This is a genomic window from Spiroplasma endosymbiont of Clivina fossor (genome assembly GCF_964031115.1).
In the GTDB taxonomy this organism is placed as follows: Bacteria; Bacillota_I; Bacilli_A; order Mycoplasmatales; family Nriv7; genus Nriv7.
Map to the genome: position 1 here is coordinate 1,964,800 of NZ_OZ035006.1, position 22,335 is coordinate 1,987,134.

A 22,335-nucleotide genomic window follows, 5' to 3' on the forward strand; every position below is an offset into this window, starting at 1 on the left:
CCTTCTTTTAAGTATAATTCAGAATGAATTATCGAGACACAGAATTTTGGACAGGCCCGTTTTTTTTGATTAGCAAGTGTAAATTTAACTGTCACTGTACCAGTATAATAATTTGAAGCAGGTGAAATAATATTTGCAGAATTATCTGTTATATCTTCAATATATAACTGTCCAGGTAAAATACCTAGCTTTTTAATTTTTTCATTTTTTTCAATAAAAGCATTTAAAATTGTTTGTGAACTATTATCTGATATTTTTCCTAACTGAGTTTGGGTAATAAAATCTGACAATTTAATTTTTAATAATTTTTTTATTCTTTTTTCAATACATTTTATTTCATTTTCACTTTCACTTTTGATTAATTCTTGTTTTAATTGAATAAAATTTTCTAAAAGTTTTTTTACTTTGTCATCGCCTGTTTGTGGTGCAAAATGTAAAAGTGTTCAATTGTTAACCTTTTTATTTGGTTCATTAATATTAATTTTGTCTTTACTATTTTTATTTGTGATTAATTCAATAAAAATATTTATGTTGTTACTACTTAATGCACTAATTAATGGTGTTAAATCAACCTTATAATCTTTTGCATTTACATCAGCACCATGAGAAAGTAATATTGAAACAATGTTTAAATATTCTCTATCTATTGCAACATGTAAAGGTGTTAAACCATTGTTATTTCTTGCATTTACATCAGCACCATGAGAAAGTAATATTGAAACAATGTTTAAATATTCTCTATCTATTGCAACATGTAAAGGTGTTAAACCATTGTTATTTCTTGCATTTACATCAGCACCATGAGAAAGTAATAATTTTACTATATCAATACCACCATAAAATGTTGCAGTGTATAAAGGGGATGAATCATATTTGCCTTTTTCATTAACATCAGCATCATGAGAAAGTAATAATTTTACTATATCAATTTCATGGTTAGCTATTGCAACTTGTAAAAATGTTAAATCATTATTATTTACATTAATAAGTTCTGGTTTTTTTGTAATTATTAATTCAAACAAGTCTAAATTACCTTGTACAATTACTGACCTTATTAAATTATAATAAGTATCCATTTTATTAATATTTATTACACTAGGAGTAAGATTATTATCTCATCGTTTTAGAAAATTAATTTCCTTTTTTTAATTTTGTCGAAAACTCTTGATATTTATTGAATATACTTAATTTTAGGTATATTTTAATATGATAGAGGTGGATAATAATTATGGAAAAAATAATTCAAGAACTAGTAAATACTTTAACAGATGATCAATTTTTAGAATTTTATGAAAAAGTCAAACAACAAGCAGAATTAATAAAAAAACAAAAACGTTTAAATGAAATTGATCAAAAATTTAGAGCGCAAGGTATTAGACTTCTTGCAAAATTAATATGATAATTATAATTTTTAAATTTAAAATAAATATAAAAGTGTTATTAAAATAATTTTTAGATTATTTTTACAAATATTTTGTCATTAAAACATAATAAAAATTATTATTTACAATAAAAAAAGACTGAAATTTTAAATTATCAAATATATTTAAACTAATAGTTGTAAATTATAAATTGAAGCTATTAAATTAAATCTTAAAGCAAATCTTTTTCTACGATTTCGATATTTTTCACTAATAATTTTAAATTTTTTAAGTATAGCAAAAACATTTTCAATAACAATTCTCATTTTTGAAATTCGCTCATTATTTTGCTTTTCTTCTTTATTTAAAGGGTTTTTCTTTGATTTTCTTTTAGGAATTAAAACATTATGATTAATTTTTTGTATGCCTTGATAACCTAAATCCACTAAAACAGTTGTTTCTGGTAAAAATTTAATTTTTGAATCTTTTAAAATTTTAAAGTCATGGTTTTTACCATAAGAAAAATCAGAACTAATAATTTTTTTACTATCTTTTTCAATTATAACTTGTGTTTTTATTGTGTGTTTTTTCTTTTTTCCTGAGTAGTGCTGTTTTTGTCTTTTTTTGGGCGTTGGATTTGGCTTTCAGTTACATCAATTATAACAGTCTTATCTTTGAAATAATCTTTTAATAGTGATTTTTGACCAGTAAGTTGTTGAAAATTAGGGTGTTTTATTAAAGTGTCTTCAATTCATTTGATATTTCTATAACAACTACTTTCACTAATATCATAACTTTTTGCAATATGAAAATAAGTTCTATATTCTCTTCAATATTCTAAAGTCATTAAAATACGATTTTCTAATGATAATTTATTGGTTCTTCCGCGACGAAATCTCTTTTTTAATTCTTCTATTTTTAAAATTTCTAGCATTTTATTAAAAGTAGTATGTTTAATACCAGTTAATCTTAAAAAATTTTTATCACTTATTTGATTATTTTTTTTAAATTTCATTTAAATTCCACCTTTTTATTAAAAACAACAATTCAATTATATTTTAAATTAATTTTGCAAGAAGTCTATTAAATGCCCTAAATGTGAATCTTACCATTGCGTTAAAAATGGACATAATTCAGAAGGAAAACAAAAATATTTATGTAAAAATTGCCGTGCAAGTTTTGACGCTTTTCGTAATCATTTTATTTATTGAAGTCATTTAAATTATGAACAATGAAATTTATTGATTCAAATTTCATTGCCGGGGCAATCTAGTAAAACAATTTCTCGTTTTATTAAAACTACATTAAAAACTGCTTGATATAATCGTCAAAAATTAATGAAATCAAAACAATTAGAAAATACCCAATTAAAATTTAAAAAATTATCTGGTAAAATCCAAATCGATGAAACATTTATTAAAGAAATTCATAAAGGAAATTTCAAATATAAAACTGATCCACGAAGAATTCACCTTGACCCATTCGCAACTAATACTAAATGCTGTATTCAAATGGCAATTGATAATAATAACAATATTTATGTTAAATCCACAAACACCAAACGTTTACAAAAACAATGAGTTATTGAAAATATGAACAAAGAATTAATTAACGAAAATTCAATTATTACTTCTGATATGCAAAAATTATATTTTTTAGTAGCAAAACAAACAAATTCTACTTTATGTGTAACTAAAACAACAATTAATCCTGAAGCTAGTTATCGTAACTTAAATAAAATCAGTAAATTACAATCTAGTCTTAAAGAAGCCTTAATTCATTATCATGGTTTAGGTTTTACTAATATTCAAAATTATTTAAATCTCTGAAAATGAAAATACCAACATAAGGGTTTAACTCCAAACCAACAAACAGCGGTATTATATTTTAATGTATAAAAAAGTTAAAGTAAAAATAGTAATTTTACATAAAAGCCTTTTAAAATTATCAAGTTGATGATTTTTTTTATTTTATCAAGAGTTTTCGACAAAATTAAAATTTCCTTTTCATTTGCTATGAATAAACCATTAATATTTTTTAAAATATCAGTTTCTAAATTTATATATTCTTGATTATTAGAATTTTTAATTATTTTTTGAACATCAGATTTAACTTCTGTTTCTCAATTTTGACTTTGTTTTGATGATTTTTTAAAGATTTTGTTTAGTTCTTTATTATGTTCACTTAAAAAATTTGAAACAATAATTCGTTTATTTAATTTTTTAAAAATTTCTTTTCTTTTTTGTTCTAAATTTTTACTAGATGCTATTCATCCGCCTATTAATTGGTTCTCATAAACTTTTCATTTAAGTGAATCAATTTTACCATCAAGTATTTCTTGAACATTTGTTGGAATATTTTTAAATTCAACTTTTTGACCATTTTTTTCATAATTAAAACATTTAAGATACGAACCAAAACGCATTGCTTCGCTAGTGATAAAAATTAATCGCGCTAACTTATCTTTTATTGTTTGAATTTCTTCTTCTGTTCTTGTTGAATCATGAGTATAATTTGATAAATTTGCAATTATCTTATTTAAATTTTCTTTAGTAATATTAATATTTTGATTCACGGCATTTAGACCTTTATTTTGATATGACCCATTATAATTTAATTGATTTTTATTTATTGAATATTTGTTTGCTATAATTTTATTTATTTCATTTTCTTTGATTTTTTTATGTTGAATTGTACTAATATTACTTTGAATAATTGAATTTATTTCATTAAATATACTATTTCATTGATAGTTTTTTTTCTTCGTATTCTTTTTTAATTTCTGATTTCCCTTTGTTTAATAAATTTAGAGCTTTTTGTCTTATTTGTTGGATTTTTTGATAAATATTTCAAAATGGTTTCAATTTTAATATTTTTTGTTTTATTTCATCATCTTGGCAACTTTTTTCAATTTCAGTAAATGAATTATTTTGGATAAGTCTTATAATTTTTTTATTTTCTTCACTATTTTCTTGATTCAATTTTCGTTTTGATTCATCTTTAAAATTATCAATTTCTTTAATTTTATTTTTAATTTCATCGTTTAAACTTAAAGAATTAAATTTTTCTTCCAAAATTTTTCATTCATTTAATTGGTCTTCAATTTTCTTTTTTTCTTGATTTCATTGCTCAAAACTTTTTTCTTCTTTAAAATAAAAATATTGATTATTTTTATTGATAAATCCTTGCAGATAAAGATTATCTAAATTAATTACTAGTTTTATCTCCTTATTTTTATCACTATTTTTTAAGGTTAAGATTAAGATTCTTATTTTATTTGCATCAAACTCTCTTAATTGTAGAATTTCATCTAATTTTTCTATAATTTTAATATTAGCGTCGCGTTCTTTTATTTTGGCTAGTGTTTCAAATTTATCTGTTGTAACAATTCCTTCGTTATTTATCATTCTTAACGGATCAATTTGGTTATTTTTCATAAAGTCTTTTAACATTTTTTGAATATTGTCAGAATAATTTTTATCTAAAGTAATTTCTTTTTCAATAATATCAGTTTGAGCTGGTGGTGCTTGTCTTTTTTGGCGAGTTAATGTTTCTAGACTGTTTTTAATTTTATCTTTATTGTTATTAGGCTTATTGGCGGCTAATGGTCCTGCTGCATTGCTGGTTATCAAAATTATTCCTAGTAATTCTAAAAGTTTTTTCATACTAGCCAAATTCCTTTCTTGAATTTTTGCTAACTAATAAATTTTTATAGTATCGAGACCCCCCTTAAATTTATAAAATTTAATTAACACAAATTAATTATAAATCATCAAATAAGAATTTTTATCATTTTTTCAGTTTATTGAATACTAAAATTTGTTAAAGTTACTATCAAGAAAGGTAATTTATTATGTTAAAAATTATTAATAATGTAAAAACCTCAGAAAACAAGCATTGATTTAGTTTATTTACAACCCACAAAAATATGTACACCAACAAATGCGAACAATTAGCTAATGAATATGAAAAATTAGATGAATACTTATATAAATATCATTATCGGTTAAAACAAGGTTATAAAGTAGTTCATTTTGCTTTAAGAACAATTATTACAATTTTTGGTGATGTTACTTTTAAGCGACGCCGATATAAATATTGAAATCAAAAATCAGGTAAATTCGAATATGTATGTTTGTTAGATAAAGAAATTGGTTTATTGCCCAAACAACGCATTTATTTTGATGTCCAATTTAAAGTTTTAAGTCTTTTGGGTGATGGCAAACGATATCGCAATGTTTTAGATGCTCTAAATCATTGTTATATTTCAAAAGGTAGTATTTCAAGAATTTTAAATAAATACAATATTACCGAATATTTTCAACTAGCAGAAAAAGAAACTAAAACTAGAATTGATGTTAAAAATAAAGATTTATATATTCAGCTAGATGAAACATTTTTAGCGACATTAGATCAGAAAATTAAACAAGACCAAAGAATTCGTTTAGTTACTTTTCATACTGGACATAAAAAAAAAATTATAAAAATGCTCGTAGAGAACTAGAAAACAAACGAGGTCATTTTCTAATGTTAAAAGTTGGTAAACGAATAAATACGATGGATTATCGTGATTTATTAATTAAAGAATTACAAAAACATTAGACTTCTTGCAAAATTAATTTAAAATATAATTGAATTGTTGTTTTTAATAAAAAGGTGGAATTTAAATGAAATTTAAAAAAAATAATCAAATAAGTGATAAAAATTTTTTAAGATTAACTGGTATTAAACATACTACTTTTAATAAAATGCTAGAAATTTTAAAAATAGAAGAATTAAAAAAGAGATTTCGTCGCGGAAGAACCAATAAATTATCATTAGAAAATCGTATTTTAATGACTTTAGAATATTGAAGAGAATATAGAACTTATTTTCATATTGCAAAAAGTTATGATATTAGTGAAAGTAGTTGTTATAGAAATATCAAATGAATTGAAGACACTTTAATAAAACACCCTAATTTTCAACAACTTACTGGTCAAAAATCACTATTAAAAGATTATTTCAAAGATAAGACTGTTATAATTGATGTAACTGAAAGCCAAATCCAACGCCCAAAAAAAGACAAAAACAGCACTACTCAGGAAAAAAGAAAAAACACACAATAAAAACACAAGTTATAATTGAAAAAGATAGTAAAAAAATTATTAGTTCTGATTTTTCTTATGGTAAAAACCATGACTTTAAAATTTTAAAAGATTCAAAAATTAAATTTTTACCAGAAACAACTGTTTTAGTGGATTTAGGTTATCAAGGCATACAAAAAATTAATCATAATGTTTTAATTCCTAAAAGAAAATCAAAGAAAAACCCTTTAAATAAAGAAGAAAAGCAAAATAATGAGCGAATTTCAAAAATGAGAATTGTTATTGAAAATGTTTTTGCTATACTTAAAAAATTTAAAATTATTAGTGAAAAATATCGAAATCGTAGAAAAAGATTTGCTTTAAGATTTAATTTAATAGCTTCAATTTATAATTTACAACTATTAGTTTAAATATATTTGATAATTTAAAATTTCAGGGACTGTACAATTAACTGTGTCTCTAAGTAATTAACTTAAATTCATTCTGAATTATACTTAAAAGAAGGAGAACAGAAAATGACAAAAAAAATAAAAAAAGAACCTGACGCAATTGATAAAGTTGTTGATTATTTTTTAGAAAATATTGATAATCCACAAGATTTATTTAAAGGCAATACTATTTTTCAGGAATTTACCAAAAAATTAACTGAACGAATGTTAAATACGGAAATTAAAGATTATCTTGAAACTGATGAGAATCATAATAAAAGAAATGGCAACACACAAAAAACCATTATTACTAAAAATGGTTCAATCGCAATTGATGTACCAAGAGATCGAAATAGTACTTTTGAACCAGTAATTATTCCAAAAAGACAAAGAAGATTTGATAACTTTGATCAAAAAGTAATTTCTTTATATGCAAGAGGAATGACAATTTCTGATATCAAAGCACAATTGCAAGAATTCTATCACGGAGCAGAAATTTCAGAAAGTTTAATTAGTCAAATAACTGATGATGTTATTGAAGAAGTTAAAATGTGACAAACTAAACCTTTAGAGAAGATTTATCCGATTGTTTATTTTGATTGTATTGTTGTTAAAGTAAAGCAAGATAAACGAATAATAAATAAAGCAGTTTATCTTGCCTTAGGAATTAATTTAGATGGTTTAAAAGATATTTTAGGAATGTGAATTAGTGAGAATGAGGGAGCCAAATTTTGACTTAATAATCTTACGGAAATGAAAAATCGTGGGTTACAAGATATTCTTGTTGCTTGTAGTGATAATTTAACTGGGATGTCTGATGCAATAGAAGCTGTTTTCCCAAAAACACAGCATCAATTATGCATTGTTCATCAAATTCGCAATAGTTTAAAATTTGTTCCTTACAAAGATCGCAAACTTGTAGCTAATGATTTAAAATCAATTTATACAGCAATTAATGAAGAAATAGCGTTAATTGCTTTAGATCATTTTTCAGAAAAATGAAATAAAAAGTATCCACAAATTACTAAATCATGAAAAAATAACTGAAATAATTTAATAATTTTTCTTGAATATCCTCAGGAATTTAGAAGAATTATTTACACAACTAATGCGATTGAATCTGTTAATAGTCAATTAAGAAAAGTCATTAAGAATAAAAAGATTTTTCCTAATGACGCATCAGTTTTTAAAATATTTTATTTAGCATTTCAAAATATGGTTAAGAAATGAACGATGCCAATTCAAAATTGGGGTAGTGCAATTTCACATTTAATGATAAAATTTGAGGACAGAGTGAATTTAAGTTAATTACTTAGAGACACAGTTAATTGTACAGTCCCTGAAATTTTAAATTATCAAATATATTTAAACTAATAGTTGTAAATTATAAATTGAAGCTATTAAATTAAATCTTAAAGCAAATCTTTTTCTACGATTTCGATATTTTTCACTAATAATTTTAAATTTTTTAAGTATAGCAAAAACATTTTCAATAACAATTCTCATTTTTGAAATTCGCTCATTATTTTGCTTTTCTTCTTTATTTAAAGGGTTTTTCTTTGATTTTCTTTTAGGAATTAAAACATTATGATTAATTTTTTGTATGCCTTGATAACCTAAATCCACTAAAACAGTTGTTTCTGGTAAAAATTTAATTTTTGAATCTTTTAAAATTTTAAAGTCATGGTTTTTACCATAAGAAAAATCAGAACTAATAATTTTTTTACTATCTTTTTCAATTATAACTTGTGTTTTTATTGTGTGTTTTTTCTTTTTTCCTGAGTAGTGCTGTTTTTGTCTTTTTTTGGGCGTTGGATTTGGCTTTCAGTTACATCAATTATAACAGTCTTATCTTTGAAATAATCTTTTAATAGTGATTTTTGACCAGTAAGTTGTTGAAAATTAGGGTGTTTTATTAAAGTGTCTTCAATTCATTTGATATTTCTATAACAACTACTTTCACTAATATCATAACTTTTTGCAATATGAAAATAAGTTCTATATTCTCTTCAATATTCTAAAGTCATTAAAATACGATTTTCTAATGATAATTTATTGGTTCTTCCGCGACGAAATCTCTTTTTTAATTCTTCTATTTTTAAAATTTCTAGCATTTTATTAAAAGTAGTATGTTTAATACCAGTTAATCTTAAAAAATTTTTATCACTTATTTGATTATTTTTTTTAAATTTCATTTAAATTCCACCTTTTTATTAAAAACAACAATTCAATTATATTTTAAATTAATTTTGCAAGAAGTCTAATTAGTGAAAATTTAATAATATTAATAATTTTTTGTTTTAATTTTGTCGAAAACTCTTGATAAAATAAAAAAATATTTTTGTTTTCCTTCTGAATTATGTCCATTTTTAACGCAATGGTAAGATTCACATTTAGGGCATTTAATACCTTGCGATCTAAATTTTTGATCAATTTCATTTAAACGTTTTTGTTTTTTTATTAATTCTGCTTGTTGTTTGACTTTTTCATAAAATTCTAAAAATTGATCATCTGTTAAAGTATTTACTAGTTCTTGAATTATTTTTTCCATAATTATTATCCACCTCTATCATATTAAAAATATACCTAAAATTAAGTATATTCAATAAATATCAAGAGTTTTCGACAAAATTAAAAAGATTATGTTTGTTAATATTAAATATTTTGTTTTATTACTTATTTTTCAAATAAAACGATAATTAAATTGTAGTTACTTTTCTTTCAAAATTAATCAAATATTTTTCCACCTAACAAAACTAAACGCGATCTTTTCATATAGTAATCTTACCATAATATTTTAAGTATGTTATAATATTTTTTGATTATATAGGTGAATTTAATGCAAATATGAGATAGTAAACAACAACAAAAAATTAAAATCAATGACTTGATGGTTACAATGTATGTTTGTGGACCGACAGTTTATGGTGATATTCATATTGGGAATATGCGACCAATTGTTATTTTTGATATTTTGCAACGATTATTTATGGTTACTAAACAGAAATTTTTTTATGTGCAAAATATTACTGATATTGATGATAAGATTATTCATCAAGCTCATTTAGAAAAAATAACCGAAAAGGAATTAACAGAAAAGTATACTAAAAGTTATTTTGAGGTTTTAAAACAGTTAAATGTTTATGAACCAAATTTATTTGTCAAAGTAAGTGATAATATTGTTGATATTATTAAATTTATTGACCGCTTAGTTAAAATTGAAGCTGCTTATGTTAAGAATGGTAATGTTTATTTAGCAATAGAAAAATATTTTCAATCTTATGGACAATTATCAAAGAAAAATTTAAAGGATTTGCAAGTAGGAATTAGAGTTGCGATTGATAGTAATAAAAATTATGTTAATGATTTTGTTTTATGGAAAAAAACCGATCAGGGACAAAAATGAACTTCGCCTTGAAGTGAAGGCAGACCGGGATGACATACTGAATGTGCCTTATTTATTAATAAATATTTTAAACAGTCGATTAATCTTCATGGTGGCGGTATTGATTTAATATTTCCTCATCATGAAAATGAAAGAATTCAATTGTTGGCATTAAATAAGCAAGAACCTGTTAAAATATGACTTCATAATGGTCATCTATTTTATGATGATGTCAAAATGTCAAAATCTCTTAAAAATACTATTATTGTTAAAGAATTTTTGCACCATTATGATGCTAATGTTTTACGATATTTATTAACGCTAACCCATTATTCTAAGCCGTTAAATATTACTAAAAATTTTATTATTCAAGGAAAAGAAAAAGTTGCAAAAATTTATCAAATATTAAAAGAAAGTTTAGTAACTTCATTTTTAAATGGCGAGGTTAATACTAATAAAAAAAATGAACAACTTGTGATGCAAGTGGTAAATTATTTACAAGATGACCTTAACTTTGCTAATGCTTGAGTAATAATTGAACAAATTATTAAGGAAATTAATAATATTTTAAAAGGAAAATCAGGAAAAATTTTACCATTATTTAATACCCTGCAACAATGCTTATTTCTTTTAGGTTTACAATTTTCATTAGTTTCGTTTGATGATGATGTGAAACAATTATTATTATCTTGACAAGATGCCCGTAAACAAAAAAAATATAATTTAGCAGATAAAATTAGAAAACAATTACAAGCGAAGAATATTTTATAAAATATGTTCAAAAATAATTTTCTTTATTAAGGAGTAACAAAAATGGCAAATTATATTTATGGTAAAAATCCTTTAAAACAATTATTAGCTGATGACCGCCAACGAATTGAAAAAGTTTTTATTTTACCACAAGAAAAAGTTATTATTGAGCAATTAAAGCAGGCGAATATTTCTTATGTTATTAGTAATAAAGAACAATTATTATTATTAGTTAAGCATTCAAAACATCAAGGAATTGTCTGTTTAATTAAGGAATATGTGTATACTTCTTTAGAAGTAGTTTTACAAAAAGTAAAAACTAAAAAATATCCTTTAATTTTAATTTTAGATCAAATTGAAGATCCAAGAAATTTTGGAGCAATTTTGCGAAGTTGTGATGCAGTTAATGTTGATGTGGTTATTATTTTGAAGCAAAGACAAGTAGAATTAAATGCTACGGTTGCAAAAACTTCTGTTGGTGCGATTAACTATGTGCCGGTTGTGAAAGTAACTAATCTTAGTAATACTTTAACGACATTAAAAGAAAATGGTTTTTGGATTGTTGCTAGTGCTTTAAATACCGAAATTAATTATTATAATGTTGACTATAAAAAACCGATTGCTTTAATTGTTGGTAATGAAGGTAAAGGTGTTAGTCAGAAACTTTTAAATAATTCTGATTATATTGTTAAAGTACCAATGCAAGGTCATATTAATTCTTTAAATGTTGCTGTTGCTAGTGCTTTGCTATTATATCAAGTTCGGAATAATCAAAATAATTAAGGAGTTTAAATGGAAGATAATGAATTAATATATCAATACCAAAATGCCTATCAACAACCAGCGTTTATATTTTTATGAAAAAAATTTTAATTTTGTCGAAAACTCTTGATATTTATTGAATATACTTAATTTTAGGTATATTTTTAATATGATAGAGGTGGATTGTAAATCACACACAGTTATTAGACTATGCTTCTCTTAATTGATTTAATAATACCATATTTTGTGTTATTAAAATTAAAAAAATTTTTTTAATTTTGTCGAAAACTCTTGATAAAATAAAAAAAATCATCAACTTGATAATTTTAAAAGGCTTTTATGTAAAATTACTATTTTTACTTTAACTTTTTTTATACATTAGACTTCTTGCAAAATTAATTTAAAATATAATTGAATTGTTGTTTTTAATAAAAAGGTGGAATTTAAATGAAATTTAAAAAAAATAATCAAATAAGTGATAAAAATTTTTTAAGATTAACTGGTATTAAACATACTACTTTTAATAAAATGCTAGAAATTTTAAAAATAGAAGAATTAAAAAAGAGATTTCGTCGCGGAAGAACCAATAAATTATCATTAGAAAATCGTATTTTAATGACTTTAGAATATTGAAGAGAATATAGAACTTATTTTCATATTGCAAAAAGTTATGATATTAGTGAAAGTAGTTGTTATAGAAATATCAAATGAATTGAAGACACTTTAATAAAACACCCTAATTTTCAACAACTTACTGGTCAAAAATCACTATTAAAAGATTATTTCAAAGATAAGACTGTTATAATTGATGTAACTGAAAGCCAAATCCAACGCCCAAAAAAAGACAAAAACAGCACTACTCAGGAAAAAAGAAAAAACACACAATAAAAACACAAGTTATAATTGAAAAAGATAGTAAAAAAATTATTAGTTCTGATTTTTCTTATGGTAAAAACCATGACTTTAAAATTTTAAAAGATTCAAAAATTAAATTTTTACCAGAAACAACTGTTTTAGTGGATTTAGGTTATCAAGGCATACAAAAAATTAATCATAATGTTTTAATTCCTAAAAGAAAATCAAAGAAAAACCCTTTAAATAAAGAAGAAAAGCAAAATAATGAGCGAATTTCAAAAATGAGAATTGTTATTGAAAATGTTTTTGCTATACTTAAAAAATTTAAAATTATTAGTGAAAAATATCGAAATCGTAGAAAAAGATTTGCTTTAAGATTTAATTTAATAGCTTCAATTTATAATTTACAACTATTAGTTTAAATATATTTGATAATTTAAAATTTCAGTCTTTTTTTATTGTAAATAATAATTTTTATTATGTTTTAATGACAAAATATTTGTAAAAATAATCTAAAAATTATTTTAATAACACTTTTATATTTATTTTAAATTTAAAAATTATAATTATCATATTAATTTTGCAAGAAGTCTATTACATAGTTTTTAAAATACTAGCTAATTTATAAATGGGAATATCACGCTCTTGTTGATTAGCCAATGATATATCTCTTGCTTCAATACGATATACAATCGCAATTTTGTTTTCAAAATTAATAATATTGTCTTCAATTTTTTTAATTTTACTTATTTTTAAAACATCATTATTGTGTTTTTTAACAAAAATATATTTGAATGCAGTTCAAATAACATTGTGCAGCTTAGTACCGTTTTTAGTTGGAAACATTAAAATTAAACTTGTTAACCACATAAAAATAGTAATAATAACACTAACAATTATTTGATATTTGAATAAAAACGAAAATATTAAAGCTGTAATTAAAAAGTTAATTACTATGATAGCAATTTCAACTTTACCAATCCCGCCAAGGGCATTGGAAATAGTAAAACGAATTTTACTTGCTCGTTTTGTGATAATGCGTGCTTTGTTGTCGTCCATAGTTATTCGTCTCCTTTATTGCTCAACGCTTCTTGGTTAATTTTATTTGTTTCATTTGTTTTGCTTCATTCTTTTTGAAACAAATTGATTAAAAATTGACCTTGTCAAATTTCACTTTTGACATGTATTTTGGCGTCATTGTCATATATTCAAATAATATATTCATCATTGGCTTTTATTCCAACGGCAAGCGATTTATCTTTTCGCGAACCATGAATACATTTTTTATTAATTCAAACCGACAAACCTTTATAAAAAGGAATGGAAAATAAATTTGCTTTGTCAGTTTTTCGTTTTAGTTTACGGCGTGCCATAATGTTTACTGTTATTCAATCATTGTGTTTAATTTCGATATTTTTTGCCTTTAAATGCGTTGCAGACAATGATTTCAAAATTATTTATCAGTAAATCATTGATTGATTTTTTCACTTGTTTTGGCATGACTTTTTGCAAAATCACTAGTAACGGTATTTTTAAATTTTGCTTTGGCAATATTTTTAAAACCATGCTCTTTGGCACCTTGATGAACCGCACGAGCAATCCCTAATTCACTAGCAGTTTTTTTACTTAAACTATAACTTGTTCTTACTCCGCTCGTAACCATTGCTCCACCAGAAATAAAGGCGTTTGTAGCAACTTTTAACCCCATAATATTCCCAAATCCCCCGTCACCTAATGATGTAGTATTACCCCCCCCATAAGCGATGACAATAATTGTGGTGATTTGACAACCACAATGCCAAAGGCAAAAATTCCTAGTAAAGTAAAAATTGGCCTTGTGGTTGGGTCAGGGATTGCGTTTCCGATTTCAGCAAAAATCGTAATACTTCATAAAAATAAACTATACGCTAAAAAAACCATATTAAAACTAAGAAAGCGAGCAACAGTTAATTCTTTTCAGTTTCTAAATCTTCGCCCCTCATCTTGGATTGCTGACACAATCACAATTGGTGATAAAACATAAAGAATTAATAGTTCGGCAGTTCGTCAAAATAAAAATAAACTAATTAATAAAAAGATATATATCATAAAGCCCTCTGAAAACAAACACATCAAATAATTAAAATGCCCACTATCGGCAAATGTTCAACTCGCTGGCACATAATCAAAATTGTGCATACCATTATCAAACGAAGAATTGAAAATAAACAAGCCGATATTTTGCATATTCAAATTACTTGCTTGCATAATTGCTTGGGTTAACAAATTAACAATAATATTTAAAGTGAAAAAAATAATTGGGATTGTGGGAATAGCTATAAACAATAAAATCATATTTCGTAATGTTGCTTTTAACTTACTGTGTTTTTCATCAGCTAACATTATTTCAATCATTCGTCCGGCAAGCAACAACGCTAATATTATTCCGGCAATAGCCACTATTACAATAGACTTCTTGCAAAATTAATTTAAAATATAATTGAATTGTTGTTTTTAATAAAAAGGTGGAATTTAAATGAAATTTAAAAAAAATAATCAAATAAGTGATAAAAATTTTTTAAGATTAACTGGTATTAAACATACTACTTTTAATAAAATGCTAGAAATTTTAAAAATAGAAGAATTAAAAAAGAGATTTCGTCGCGGAAGAACCAATAAATTATCATTAGAAAATCGTATTTTAATGACTTTAGAATATTGAAGAGAATATAGAACTTATTTTCATATTGCAAAAAGTTATGATATTAGTGAAAGTAGTTGTTATAGAAATATCAAATGAATTGAAGACGCTTTAATAAAACACCCTAATTTTCAACAACTTACTGGTCAAAAATCACTATTAAAAGATTATTTCAAAGATAAGACTGTTATAATTGATGTAACTGAAAGCCAAATCCAACGCCCAAAAAAAGACAAAAACAGCACTACTCAGGAAAAAAGAAAAAACACACAATAAAAACACAAGTTATAATTGAAAAAGATAGTAAAAAAATTATTAGTTCTGATTTTTCTTATGGTAAAAACCATGACTTTAAAATTTTAAAAGATTCAAAAATTAAATTTTTACCAGAAACAACTGTTTTAGTGGATTTAGGTTATCAAGGCATACAAAAAATTAATCATAATGTTTTAATTCCTAAAAGAAAATCAAAGAAAAACCCTTTAAATAAAGAAGAAAAGCAAAATAATGAGCGAATTTCAAAAATGAGAATTGTTATTGAAAATGTTTTTGCTATACTTAAAAAATTTAAAATTATTAGTGAAAAATATCGAAATCGTAGAAAAAGATTTGCTTTAAGATTTAATTTAATAGCTTCAATTTATAATTTACAACTATTAGTTTAAATATATTTGATAATTTAAAATTTCAGTCTTTTTTTATTGTAAATAATAATTTTTATTATGTTTTAATGACAAAATATTTGTAAAAATAATCTAAAAATTATTTTAATAACACTTTTATATTTATTTTAAATTTAAAAATTATAATTATCATATTAATTTTGCAAGAAGTCTAATAAATAACATTGGTACACCGTTAGGATTATTATTTTCAAAAAGCAAACGATTTGCTAAATTCCTACCCGACATAAAATAAATTATGTCTTGGAATTTATTTAAAAGCCAAAGCAAGGGTTTAATAAAAATAAGATATAAAATAGCAGAAACCGCATTCATAATTGAACTTAACAGTCAACTCGGTGCATCACCACCACTATCACTAGCTATTTGACTACTTTTTGTCAATAATTCAGACGCGTCGCGTGTGTGCGCAGTGGTAAAAAAATTATTTATTGTATCAGGGGCAAAAATAGCCCTAATCGCAGCAATAATTATAACAATAATAACTACTATTAACATCAAGGGCAAGAATGCTATAATAAAGAAACATAGCCATTTTCTTAATTACATTGTTAACAATGGCTATGATGTTATTTATTGATGTTGGTTTGATTTTTGCTGATTTGCCAACGAGGAAAGGGTTTTTTAATCCTTTTTTCTTTTGTAACATTTTTACGTCTCCTTTAAGCAATTCCTAAAATAACATCTTTTAATCCTAAAACAAGTGAACTTGCTAAAATAACAATTCCCAAACAAACCCCTACTCATGTTATACGAGCAATGGTTTCTTTGCGTTGTTCGGCGTTTTTGGCAAATTTACCACCAATTCCATAATAAGCAACCATAATGATAGCAATTACTATCGCTAAACTAATTAAAATTGGCATGCCAATTGAAATAACTTTGTTTCCGATTTCTTGTAAATTACTCGTTGTTGCTAGAAACATCATTTTTATCACCTCCTTTATTTTTTCTTCTTCTCACTTGTTTTATTCCTGTAATTATTCCCAAAACCGTACCAATCAAAAAAAATAATTTTTTTCAACAATCATATTGCGGGTTTTCAAAAAATAAACGCAAGAATAATAATGGCAAAAAAAATTGTCCAGTTCATGTTATTTGTTTTTTTCTTGCTCTTCTTTTTCGTCGGCTTTCATTTGGGCGATGTCTTTTTCTGTTTGGCGTTGGAAGGCTTCGACTTTTTTCTTACGGATTGGTTCTAAAATAAACGGCGTAACCACAAATTTTTTCAATAGTCAGCCAAGAAGCAGTAGTCCTGATAAAGCCCCAATAACGACACCAATGATAGCTCAGCCGGTTAGTCCACTTTTGTTATTGATGATGATGGGTGGGTTGCTATTTGCAATTTGTAAGATAAGGCTGTCTGATTTTTCAGAATCATATTCAACAACAATATTTACTGGTTCATTTGGTTTAATTTCATTTTGGTTCAGTTCAAACGAAACTTTTTTAAAATCATAATTGCTGGTATCAACCTTATCAATTGTGATTGTCTTTGGCGTTTGGGTTTTTAATTGGGCTATGACTTGCTCTTTTGTCAATGGCTCTTTTGATGATAGTTTGCCATTGGTTTTAAATCAATCTGCAAGAGCATTGGCAAATTGATTATCACTAGCTTGGTGTTGTCAATTTTGGCTTTCTGCAAACATTTTATTAAGTTGCCGAGCAGAATAACCGCGAATGTCATCGCGGCCATTGGCTTTGGCTCACTGTTCAAATTTTTTGCCATTATCTGTATCAAAATATTTTGTGATGGCTTGTTTTAGGGCTATTTGTAAATAAATGTTATTTGTATGACCTAAGTTGTCTGATAATTCAACAACATATTTTCCGTTACTTGTTGCTAACTGTGAGCCGTCTAAGACAATACCATTTGTTGGGTCAATTTGATTATGTTGTAATGTTTTATTTCATTGCTCATCACAAGCGTACACTACACCACTTATTACACTATTTGGGGTCGGTTTAAGCATTGTAATTTTACTTTCACTATTTGCATAGTAGAATGTATTAACTGGGTTTATAATTATGCTAGTATCAATTTGTCCAACATAATCTTTAACAATTTGTGTTGTTGGCGCTGTTGGTTGTAGGTCAATTTTTAAATCAACGATTGTTGCTGGTACAACATTGAATTTAACAACAACTGAACCTTGATAACTTTTACTGTCTTTTTTTGCTGATAAAGTTGTTGAATGAATATCTTTTTTTGCAAATTCAATTTGTGAAAAATCAACTTGAAGCGAATTTTTTTGGGTAATTGCTGAAATGATAGTTTCGTTGTTGTTATCTAAAATATTTTCTAAATTATTTTCTTCATTAAATTTAATCACCTTATCTAAGTTTTCTTTGATAATGGGTTTAGGTGGGTTAATTTTGGCTTGCATTGAGACCGTAATTTCACTTGTATATTGTTTACCATTCAAAGTAAAAAATACTTGTAAATTATGGTCTTTTGCACTTGTTTCGGGTTTAACATTGATGTTTCATTGTTTATTTGTTTGACTTTGTTGGATATTATCAAATAAAACTTTATCAATGTTAAGGTTAGTAATTTCAATGTTTAACTCCCCATCAACAGTAAGTAAGTCGCTTCGCGTTCATTTTTTTGTCTTACTACTATCCACCAAATTAAAATGACTTCGTTGTTTTACTCACTCTAAATTGTCGGTACTATCTCTTTCAATTTCAATATTTACTATTTCAATCATAAAGGATTTAGAGCGGTTATGTTTAAGGAGATTTAAAGTAATGTTTTTATTAAAATCAAATGTAGTTTGTTTTTTTAAGTCAAAATTTGAGTTTATAAGATTATTGTAAACATTAGAATTTTCATTGAAAAACATTCATTTACTGATTTCAACATATTTATTATCCGCTTGATTTTGGAATGTTATAAATTTTTGTGTTCAATCACTAACATCCTTTTTAGGGATAGATTCTATTTTTAAAGAAAAATCATATGTTTTTTTAACATTAGTATTTTTTTCAATTAAAAATTTACCTTTTTTAAGTTTTAATTCATATGTTTCTTCACCTTCTCTTTTGTTTCTAATTAGTTGTGCTGTTGTTTTGTCAATATCTCATTCTAACGCTAACGGTGCGTTGGCAAGCAACGGAACAGGCAAACTTGCTGTTAAAGTGAATATGATTAATAATCCTAACAATTTTTTCATATTTATTTGTTTCCTTTCTGATAAATAAAAAAGAGAATATCACACTGCTGACATTCCCATAGGTAATTATGTTAAAAAACCAAATAAATCATTATTTTTAAATTAGGTTTTTGATATAATTTTCTATGGAAACACAGGTCTTGTTGGAGTTGTGTTTCCATTTTTTTATTTATTTAATTACAAAATAATTATATATCTTTTATTTGAAAATTTCTGTTTTTTTATACTTTAATTTTTATATTTATTCCCATAAATTATTTTTTTAAATTCTCTAAATAGAGCTATTTTTTAATTTAAATTCATTAGACTTCTTGCAAAATTAATATGATAATTATCAAACTAATAATTGTGTTAAGTATGATGTTAATAATTATGAAGAAGAAGTTATCAGTGCATTTAATAAAAGTCGTAAGATTTATGGCGCTCGTAAAATTAAAGCTATTTTAATGAGAAAAGATATGATCTTATCACGTCGAAAAATCAGATTCCTTATTATCAAAAATAATTTGGTTTCTAAATACACCAAATTAAAATATCGTAATCATAAAACAACCGTTAATAATGACCAAATTAGTAATGTTTTAAATCGTCAATTTAATAACAAAAAACCTAATGAAGTTGTTGTTAGTGATTTAACATATGTGCAAGTTGGTGCTAAATGACATTATATTTGTTTATTAATTGACTTGTTTAATCGCGAAATAATTGACTATAGTGCCAGGCCAAACAAAACCGCTAAACTAGAGTGCAACAAGCTTTTCATAAAATAACACGACCATTAAAGCAAATTGCTTTATTTCATACTGATCGTGGTAATGAGTTCAAAAATAAAATCATTGATGAAATTTTAATAACCTTTAATATTAAAAGATCATTAAGCAATAAAGGCTGTCCTTATGATAATGCTATGGCTGAAACAACTTACAAAACTTTTAAAACGGAATTTATCAAGGGTAAAAAATTTGCAAACTTAACACAATTAAAATGCGAACTATTTGATTTTGTTAATTGATATAACAATATTCGAATTCACGGCAACCTAAATTATTTAACACCCGCTGAATTTAGAAAACAGCAGTCCATATAAAAATTGTCCAAAAAAGGGTTGCCATACCAAATACGGAATTTCAAAATCAGCCGTATATCAGTGAATTGAAAATTTTAATAATTAATTCTTTACTTCTATGAATTTTTTTCATAAATAAAATGCACCTCATTTATAGTTTACACAAATGTTTTTATTTTTGTGTCTACTTTATAGGGGCATTCCATTTTTTTATTTAATGTTTTTAATAAGTGCTATATTTATACAGGTATAAAGTATTAAATTAAGATTTCGAAGATTAATAGTATTTCTATGGCGACCTTCTTGTGTATTACTATTAAGTGTATAAAATGTCCTAACATCAATAGCATTTAAATTTCTTGCATTACCTCAATTAGTTAAAGTACTTTGATAAGTATCTCAATTAAATGAACTACCATCAACTGATGTTTCGGCAATTCTTGGAAATAAATGATGAAAACGTCAACTTTCTGAAGTAGCAAAAATAACTCTTGTCAATGCATTTCTAAAATTACTATCAATTTGATTACCTGTATTATGAGCTATTAACCTATTAAATGAACTAATTGTTGAATCTCAATTAATACTAGGATTTAAAACATTAGCCCCTAGCCCGTTACTTCCGGTATATGAACTTCCAATATTTAGTGGTACATTTTGATTTACATTAACTTGTCTGCCAGTTAAATCTCAATAAACAGCATTATTAAAATAATAATAAGTTCCAGATGAAGTATAACTATCACCATTTCTAATAATAAATCCTTTTAAAAATAAATCACTTCTTCTAAAAACTAACTGAAGTCTTCTATTTTCTGTTGATTGTTGTCGTATATCAACATTTACAACAAAATAACCATTTTGATTATTTAATTGATAAGGAATTCCTCTTGTCAGACCTTGATTATTTGTTATTTCTTGAGATATTATAATTCTTTCATCACGTAAATAACCTTGAACTCCTCTTGTGCAATCTGTACCATAGAAAGAATTAACAAAATTGAGAAATCCCTGACTTATACCATTTATGGCACTACCATTCCCGGCACTTAATAATCGCGCTTCAGTGATTTCATTATCGTCATTATCAACCACTAGTGTAGGGGGAGAAGTGGAAGTGTCACCTCTGCGTTGAATGTTTGGAAGATGCGGAAGAGGTTGCGAAAAAAAACTTTCAAAATAAACACTATCATCTGGTGCTATAACAATCTCTGCAATTGGTTCATCTATTCCACCAATTTTAGTTGGAGTTCAACTATTTTTTCTCATATAGTAAATTCCATGATCAGTTGAAAAATAAACTGCTTTTCCATCAGTTACTTTTATTGATAAAATATTTTTTATTTCTGGAACATTATAATATGTATCAATTCTTACTGCAGTTCATCAATCACTACTTAAAAAGTAAGCACTACCACTAACTGCAGTAAAATAAACACTATCACTTGGTGAAATAGTTATCTCTGCAATTGGTTCATCTATTCCACCAATTTTAGTTGAAGTTGAAGTTGCTCCAGAACTCATATAATAAACACCATTAACAGTAGCAAAGTAAACACCAGAATCTGAATTTGTTGCTATTGCTAAAGATTTATTAATTAATGAAGTATTTATTTCCGATGCTGTTCAACTACTATGATATAAATAATAATTTTTATTACTAATGTTATCATGTAAATTAGTATTATTATTTTCTCTTTTTACTCTATTTAAATTTTTTAAATTATTTGTTTGTAAATAATTAATTTCATTATTTACTATTTTATTTTCTTGCATTTTCATCATTGGAGCATTCGCCAAGACTATTGGTGTTATGCTCGATAAGCTCGTAATTGTCGTTAACATAGCGAGTAATTTTTTCATACTTAATCAAACCCTTTGCTTTTATGTAAATTTTTACTAATTAATAAAATTTACCTAATAATCAACATCCTTTCTTAAATTTGCACAGTCTAATTAATACAAGTTGATTATAACTTATTAAATAAGAATTTCTATCATTTTTCATATTATTTAATACTACTTCTAGAAAAAATTATTATTAAAGCAAAAATAAGTTAACTAAATTAAACTTTATTAAAATTAATACCTAAAATGGTCGG

General features: G+C 24.9%; 27 protein-coding genes and 2 pseudogenes. 14 read left to right on the forward strand and 15 right to left on the reverse strand.

Annotation, left to right across the window (positions count from 1 at the left end; genetic code table 4):
• Positions 1-566 precede the first annotated feature (566 nt).
• Positions 567-1,076: pseudogene (locus AAHM82_RS11930) on the reverse strand (ankyrin repeat domain-containing protein); the annotation flags it as partial.
• 152 nt (positions 1,077-1,228) lie between these two features.
• On the opposite strand from AAHM82_RS11930, the gene AAHM82_RS11935 reads away from it, so the two are divergent.
• On the forward strand, positions 1,229-1,402 hold the full coding sequence (locus AAHM82_RS11935; RefSeq protein WP_342264080.1) for a hypothetical protein: 174 nt from the start codon (positions 1,229-1,231) through the stop codon (positions 1,400-1,402).
• Between the two features lie 144 nt (positions 1,403-1,546).
• On the opposite strand, the gene AAHM82_RS14925 is transcribed toward AAHM82_RS11935, so the two are convergent.
• Positions 1,547-1,939 carry a transposase family protein gene (locus AAHM82_RS14925; protein WP_342264845.1) on the reverse strand — a complete coding sequence of 131 codons (393 nt, stop codon included), beginning with the start codon at positions 1,937-1,939 and terminating at the stop codon, positions 1,547-1,549.
• On the reverse strand, positions 1,936-2,376 hold the full coding sequence (locus AAHM82_RS14930) for a transposase family protein (protein WP_342263396.1): 441 nt from the start codon (positions 2,374-2,376) through the stop codon (positions 1,936-1,938). The genes AAHM82_RS14925 and AAHM82_RS14930 overlap by 4 nt, the downstream gene beginning before the upstream one ends.
• A gap of 67 nt (positions 2,377-2,443) precedes the next feature.
• Here AAHM82_RS14930 and AAHM82_RS14935 point away from each other — a divergent pair.
• Together AAHM82_RS14935 and AAHM82_RS11945 are read left to right on the forward strand one after the other, a co-directional pair.
• A pseudogene (locus AAHM82_RS14935) lies at positions 2,444-2,533 on the forward strand (IS1/IS1595 family N-terminal zinc-binding domain-containing protein); the annotation flags it as partial.
• Between the two features lie 69 nt (positions 2,534-2,602).
• A complete protein-coding gene (locus AAHM82_RS11945; RefSeq protein WP_342264081.1) occupies positions 2,603-3,259 on the forward strand; it encodes a transposase in 657 nt (218 codons plus the stop codon).
• A gap of 5 nt (positions 3,260-3,264) precedes the next feature.
• On the opposite strand, the gene AAHM82_RS11950 is transcribed toward AAHM82_RS11945, so the two are convergent.
• Together AAHM82_RS11950 and AAHM82_RS11955 are read right to left on the reverse strand one after the other, a co-directional pair.
• Positions 3,265-4,140, reverse strand: coding sequence for a ribosome-inactivating family protein (locus AAHM82_RS11950; protein WP_342264887.1), 876 nt, complete (start codon positions 4,138-4,140; stop codon positions 3,265-3,267).
• On the reverse strand, positions 4,100-5,026 hold the full coding sequence (locus AAHM82_RS11955; protein ID WP_342264082.1) for a ribosome-inactivating family protein: 927 nt from the start codon (positions 5,024-5,026) through the stop codon (positions 4,100-4,102). Before AAHM82_RS11955 ends, AAHM82_RS11950 begins: the two co-directional genes overlap by 41 nt.
• 188 nt (positions 5,027-5,214) lie before the next feature.
• Here AAHM82_RS11955 and AAHM82_RS11960 point away from each other — a divergent pair, with 188 nt between their 5' ends.
• From AAHM82_RS11960 to AAHM82_RS11970, 4 genes are all read left to right on the forward strand, one after another.
• Positions 5,215-5,865 carry a UPF0236 family transposase-like protein gene (locus AAHM82_RS11960; RefSeq protein ID WP_342264083.1) on the forward strand — a complete coding sequence of 217 codons (651 nt, stop codon included), beginning with the start codon at positions 5,215-5,217 and terminating at the stop codon, positions 5,863-5,865.
• Between the two features lie 163 nt (positions 5,866-6,028).
• Positions 6,029-6,469, forward strand: coding sequence for a transposase family protein (locus AAHM82_RS14940; RefSeq protein ID WP_342263396.1), 441 nt, complete (start codon positions 6,029-6,031; stop codon positions 6,467-6,469).
• Complete coding sequence (locus AAHM82_RS14945) at positions 6,466-6,858, forward strand: transposase family protein (protein ID WP_342264845.1); 393 nt, start codon at positions 6,466-6,468, stop codon at positions 6,856-6,858. The genes AAHM82_RS14940 and AAHM82_RS14945 overlap by 4 nt, the downstream gene beginning before the upstream one ends.
• A gap of 105 nt (positions 6,859-6,963) precedes the next feature.
• On the forward strand, positions 6,964-8,184 hold the full coding sequence (locus tag AAHM82_RS11970) for an IS256 family transposase (protein ID WP_342263365.1): 1,221 nt from the start codon (positions 6,964-6,966) through the stop codon (positions 8,182-8,184).
• 57 nt (positions 8,185-8,241) lie between these two features.
• Here the strand turns inward: AAHM82_RS11970 and AAHM82_RS11975 are convergent.
• A protein-coding gene (locus AAHM82_RS11975) for an IS5 family transposase (protein WP_342263339.1) occupies positions 8,242-9,071 on the reverse strand; the annotation gives its coding sequence in 2 pieces (ribosomal slippage) (positions 8,242-8,675 and positions 8,675-9,071; 831 coding nt in all).
• Between the two features lie 89 nt (positions 9,072-9,160).
• Positions 9,161-9,427, reverse strand: coding sequence for an IS1/IS1595 family N-terminal zinc-binding domain-containing protein (locus AAHM82_RS11980; protein ID WP_342264084.1), 267 nt, complete (start codon positions 9,425-9,427; stop codon positions 9,161-9,163).
• 288 nt (positions 9,428-9,715) lie between these two features.
• On the opposite strand from AAHM82_RS11980, the gene cysS reads away from it, so the two are divergent.
• The 4 genes from cysS to AAHM82_RS14955 all read left to right on the forward strand — a co-directional run bounded on the left by cysS (position 9,716) and on the right by AAHM82_RS14955 (position 13,050).
• A complete protein-coding gene (gene cysS, locus AAHM82_RS11985) occupies positions 9,716-11,032 on the forward strand; it encodes a cysteine--tRNA ligase (protein WP_342264085.1) in 1,317 nt (438 codons plus the stop codon).
• 42 nt (positions 11,033-11,074) lie between these two features.
• A complete protein-coding gene (gene rlmB, locus AAHM82_RS11990) occupies positions 11,075-11,794 on the forward strand; it encodes a 23S rRNA (guanosine(2251)-2'-O)-methyltransferase RlmB (protein WP_342264086.1) in 720 nt (239 codons plus the stop codon).
• Between the two features lie 426 nt (positions 11,795-12,220).
• Positions 12,221-12,661: a transposase family protein gene (locus AAHM82_RS14950; protein ID WP_342263396.1), complete on the forward strand. Its 441-nt coding sequence runs from the start codon at positions 12,221-12,223 to the stop codon at positions 12,659-12,661.
• Positions 12,658-13,050, forward strand: a complete 393-nt coding sequence (locus tag AAHM82_RS14955) for a transposase family protein (RefSeq protein ID WP_342264845.1) — start codon at positions 12,658-12,660, stop codon at positions 13,048-13,050. Before AAHM82_RS14950 ends, AAHM82_RS14955 begins: the two co-directional genes overlap by 4 nt.
• Before the next feature lie 172 nt (positions 13,051-13,222).
• Here AAHM82_RS14955 and AAHM82_RS12000 read toward each other — a convergent pair whose 3' ends face one another.
• The 4 genes from AAHM82_RS12000 to AAHM82_RS12015 all read right to left on the reverse strand — a co-directional run bounded on the left by AAHM82_RS12000 (position 13,223) and on the right by AAHM82_RS12015 (position 15,067).
• A complete protein-coding gene (locus tag AAHM82_RS12000; protein WP_342264087.1) occupies positions 13,223-13,687 on the reverse strand; it encodes a hypothetical protein in 465 nt (154 codons plus the stop codon).
• 2 nt (positions 13,688-13,689) lie between these two features.
• Positions 13,690-14,001: a hypothetical protein gene (locus AAHM82_RS12005; protein ID WP_342264088.1), complete on the reverse strand. Its 312-nt coding sequence runs from the start codon at positions 13,999-14,001 to the stop codon at positions 13,690-13,692.
• A gap of 80 nt (positions 14,002-14,081) precedes the next feature.
• Positions 14,082-14,336: a hypothetical protein gene (locus AAHM82_RS12010; protein ID WP_342264089.1), complete on the reverse strand. Its 255-nt coding sequence runs from the start codon at positions 14,334-14,336 to the stop codon at positions 14,082-14,084.
• A gap of 23 nt (positions 14,337-14,359) precedes the next feature.
• The gene (locus AAHM82_RS12015; RefSeq protein WP_342264090.1) at positions 14,360-15,067 is read right to left on the reverse strand and encodes an Mbov_0396 family ICE element transmembrane protein; all 708 of its coding nucleotides are present in this window, start codon (positions 15,065-15,067) and stop codon (positions 14,360-14,362) included.
• 76 nt (positions 15,068-15,143) lie between these two features.
• Between AAHM82_RS12015 and AAHM82_RS14960 the strand changes: the two genes are divergently transcribed.
• Both AAHM82_RS14960 and AAHM82_RS14965 read left to right on the forward strand, forming a co-directional pair.
• Positions 15,144-15,584 carry a helix-turn-helix domain-containing protein gene (locus AAHM82_RS14960; protein ID WP_425288987.1) on the forward strand — a complete coding sequence of 147 codons (441 nt, stop codon included), beginning with the start codon at positions 15,144-15,146 and terminating at the stop codon, positions 15,582-15,584.
• Complete coding sequence (locus AAHM82_RS14965; RefSeq protein WP_342264845.1) at positions 15,581-15,973, forward strand: transposase family protein; 393 nt, start codon at positions 15,581-15,583, stop codon at positions 15,971-15,973. Before AAHM82_RS14960 ends, AAHM82_RS14965 begins: the two co-directional genes overlap by 4 nt.
• Before the next feature lie 144 nt (positions 15,974-16,117).
• Here the strand turns inward: AAHM82_RS14965 and AAHM82_RS12025 are convergent, their stop codons facing one another.
• The 3 genes from AAHM82_RS12025 to AAHM82_RS12035 form a co-directional block, all read right to left on the reverse strand.
• Positions 16,118-16,489, reverse strand: a complete 372-nt coding sequence (locus tag AAHM82_RS12025) for a hypothetical protein (RefSeq protein ID WP_342264092.1) — start codon at positions 16,487-16,489, stop codon at positions 16,118-16,120.
• A gap of 164 nt (positions 16,490-16,653) precedes the next feature.
• Complete coding sequence (locus tag AAHM82_RS12030) at positions 16,654-16,920, reverse strand: Mbov_0395 family pilin-like conjugal transfer protein (protein ID WP_342264093.1); 267 nt, start codon at positions 16,918-16,920, stop codon at positions 16,654-16,656.
• 165 nt (positions 16,921-17,085) lie between these two features.
• On the reverse strand, positions 17,086-19,227 hold the full coding sequence (locus tag AAHM82_RS12035; protein WP_342264094.1) for a hypothetical protein: 2,142 nt from the start codon (positions 19,225-19,227) through the stop codon (positions 17,086-17,088).
• A gap of 685 nt (positions 19,228-19,912) precedes the next feature.
• Here AAHM82_RS12035 and AAHM82_RS12040 point away from each other — a divergent pair.
• Positions 19,913-20,254, forward strand: a complete 342-nt coding sequence (locus AAHM82_RS12040) for an IS3 family transposase (RefSeq protein WP_342264095.1) — start codon at positions 19,913-19,915, stop codon at positions 20,252-20,254.
• A gap of 189 nt (positions 20,255-20,443) precedes the next feature.
• Here AAHM82_RS12040 and AAHM82_RS12045 read toward each other — a convergent pair whose 3' ends face one another.
• Positions 20,444-22,096, reverse strand: a complete 1,653-nt coding sequence (locus AAHM82_RS12045; RefSeq protein WP_342264096.1) for a ribosome-inactivating family protein — start codon at positions 22,094-22,096, stop codon at positions 20,444-20,446.
• Positions 22,097-22,335 lie beyond the last annotated feature (239 nt).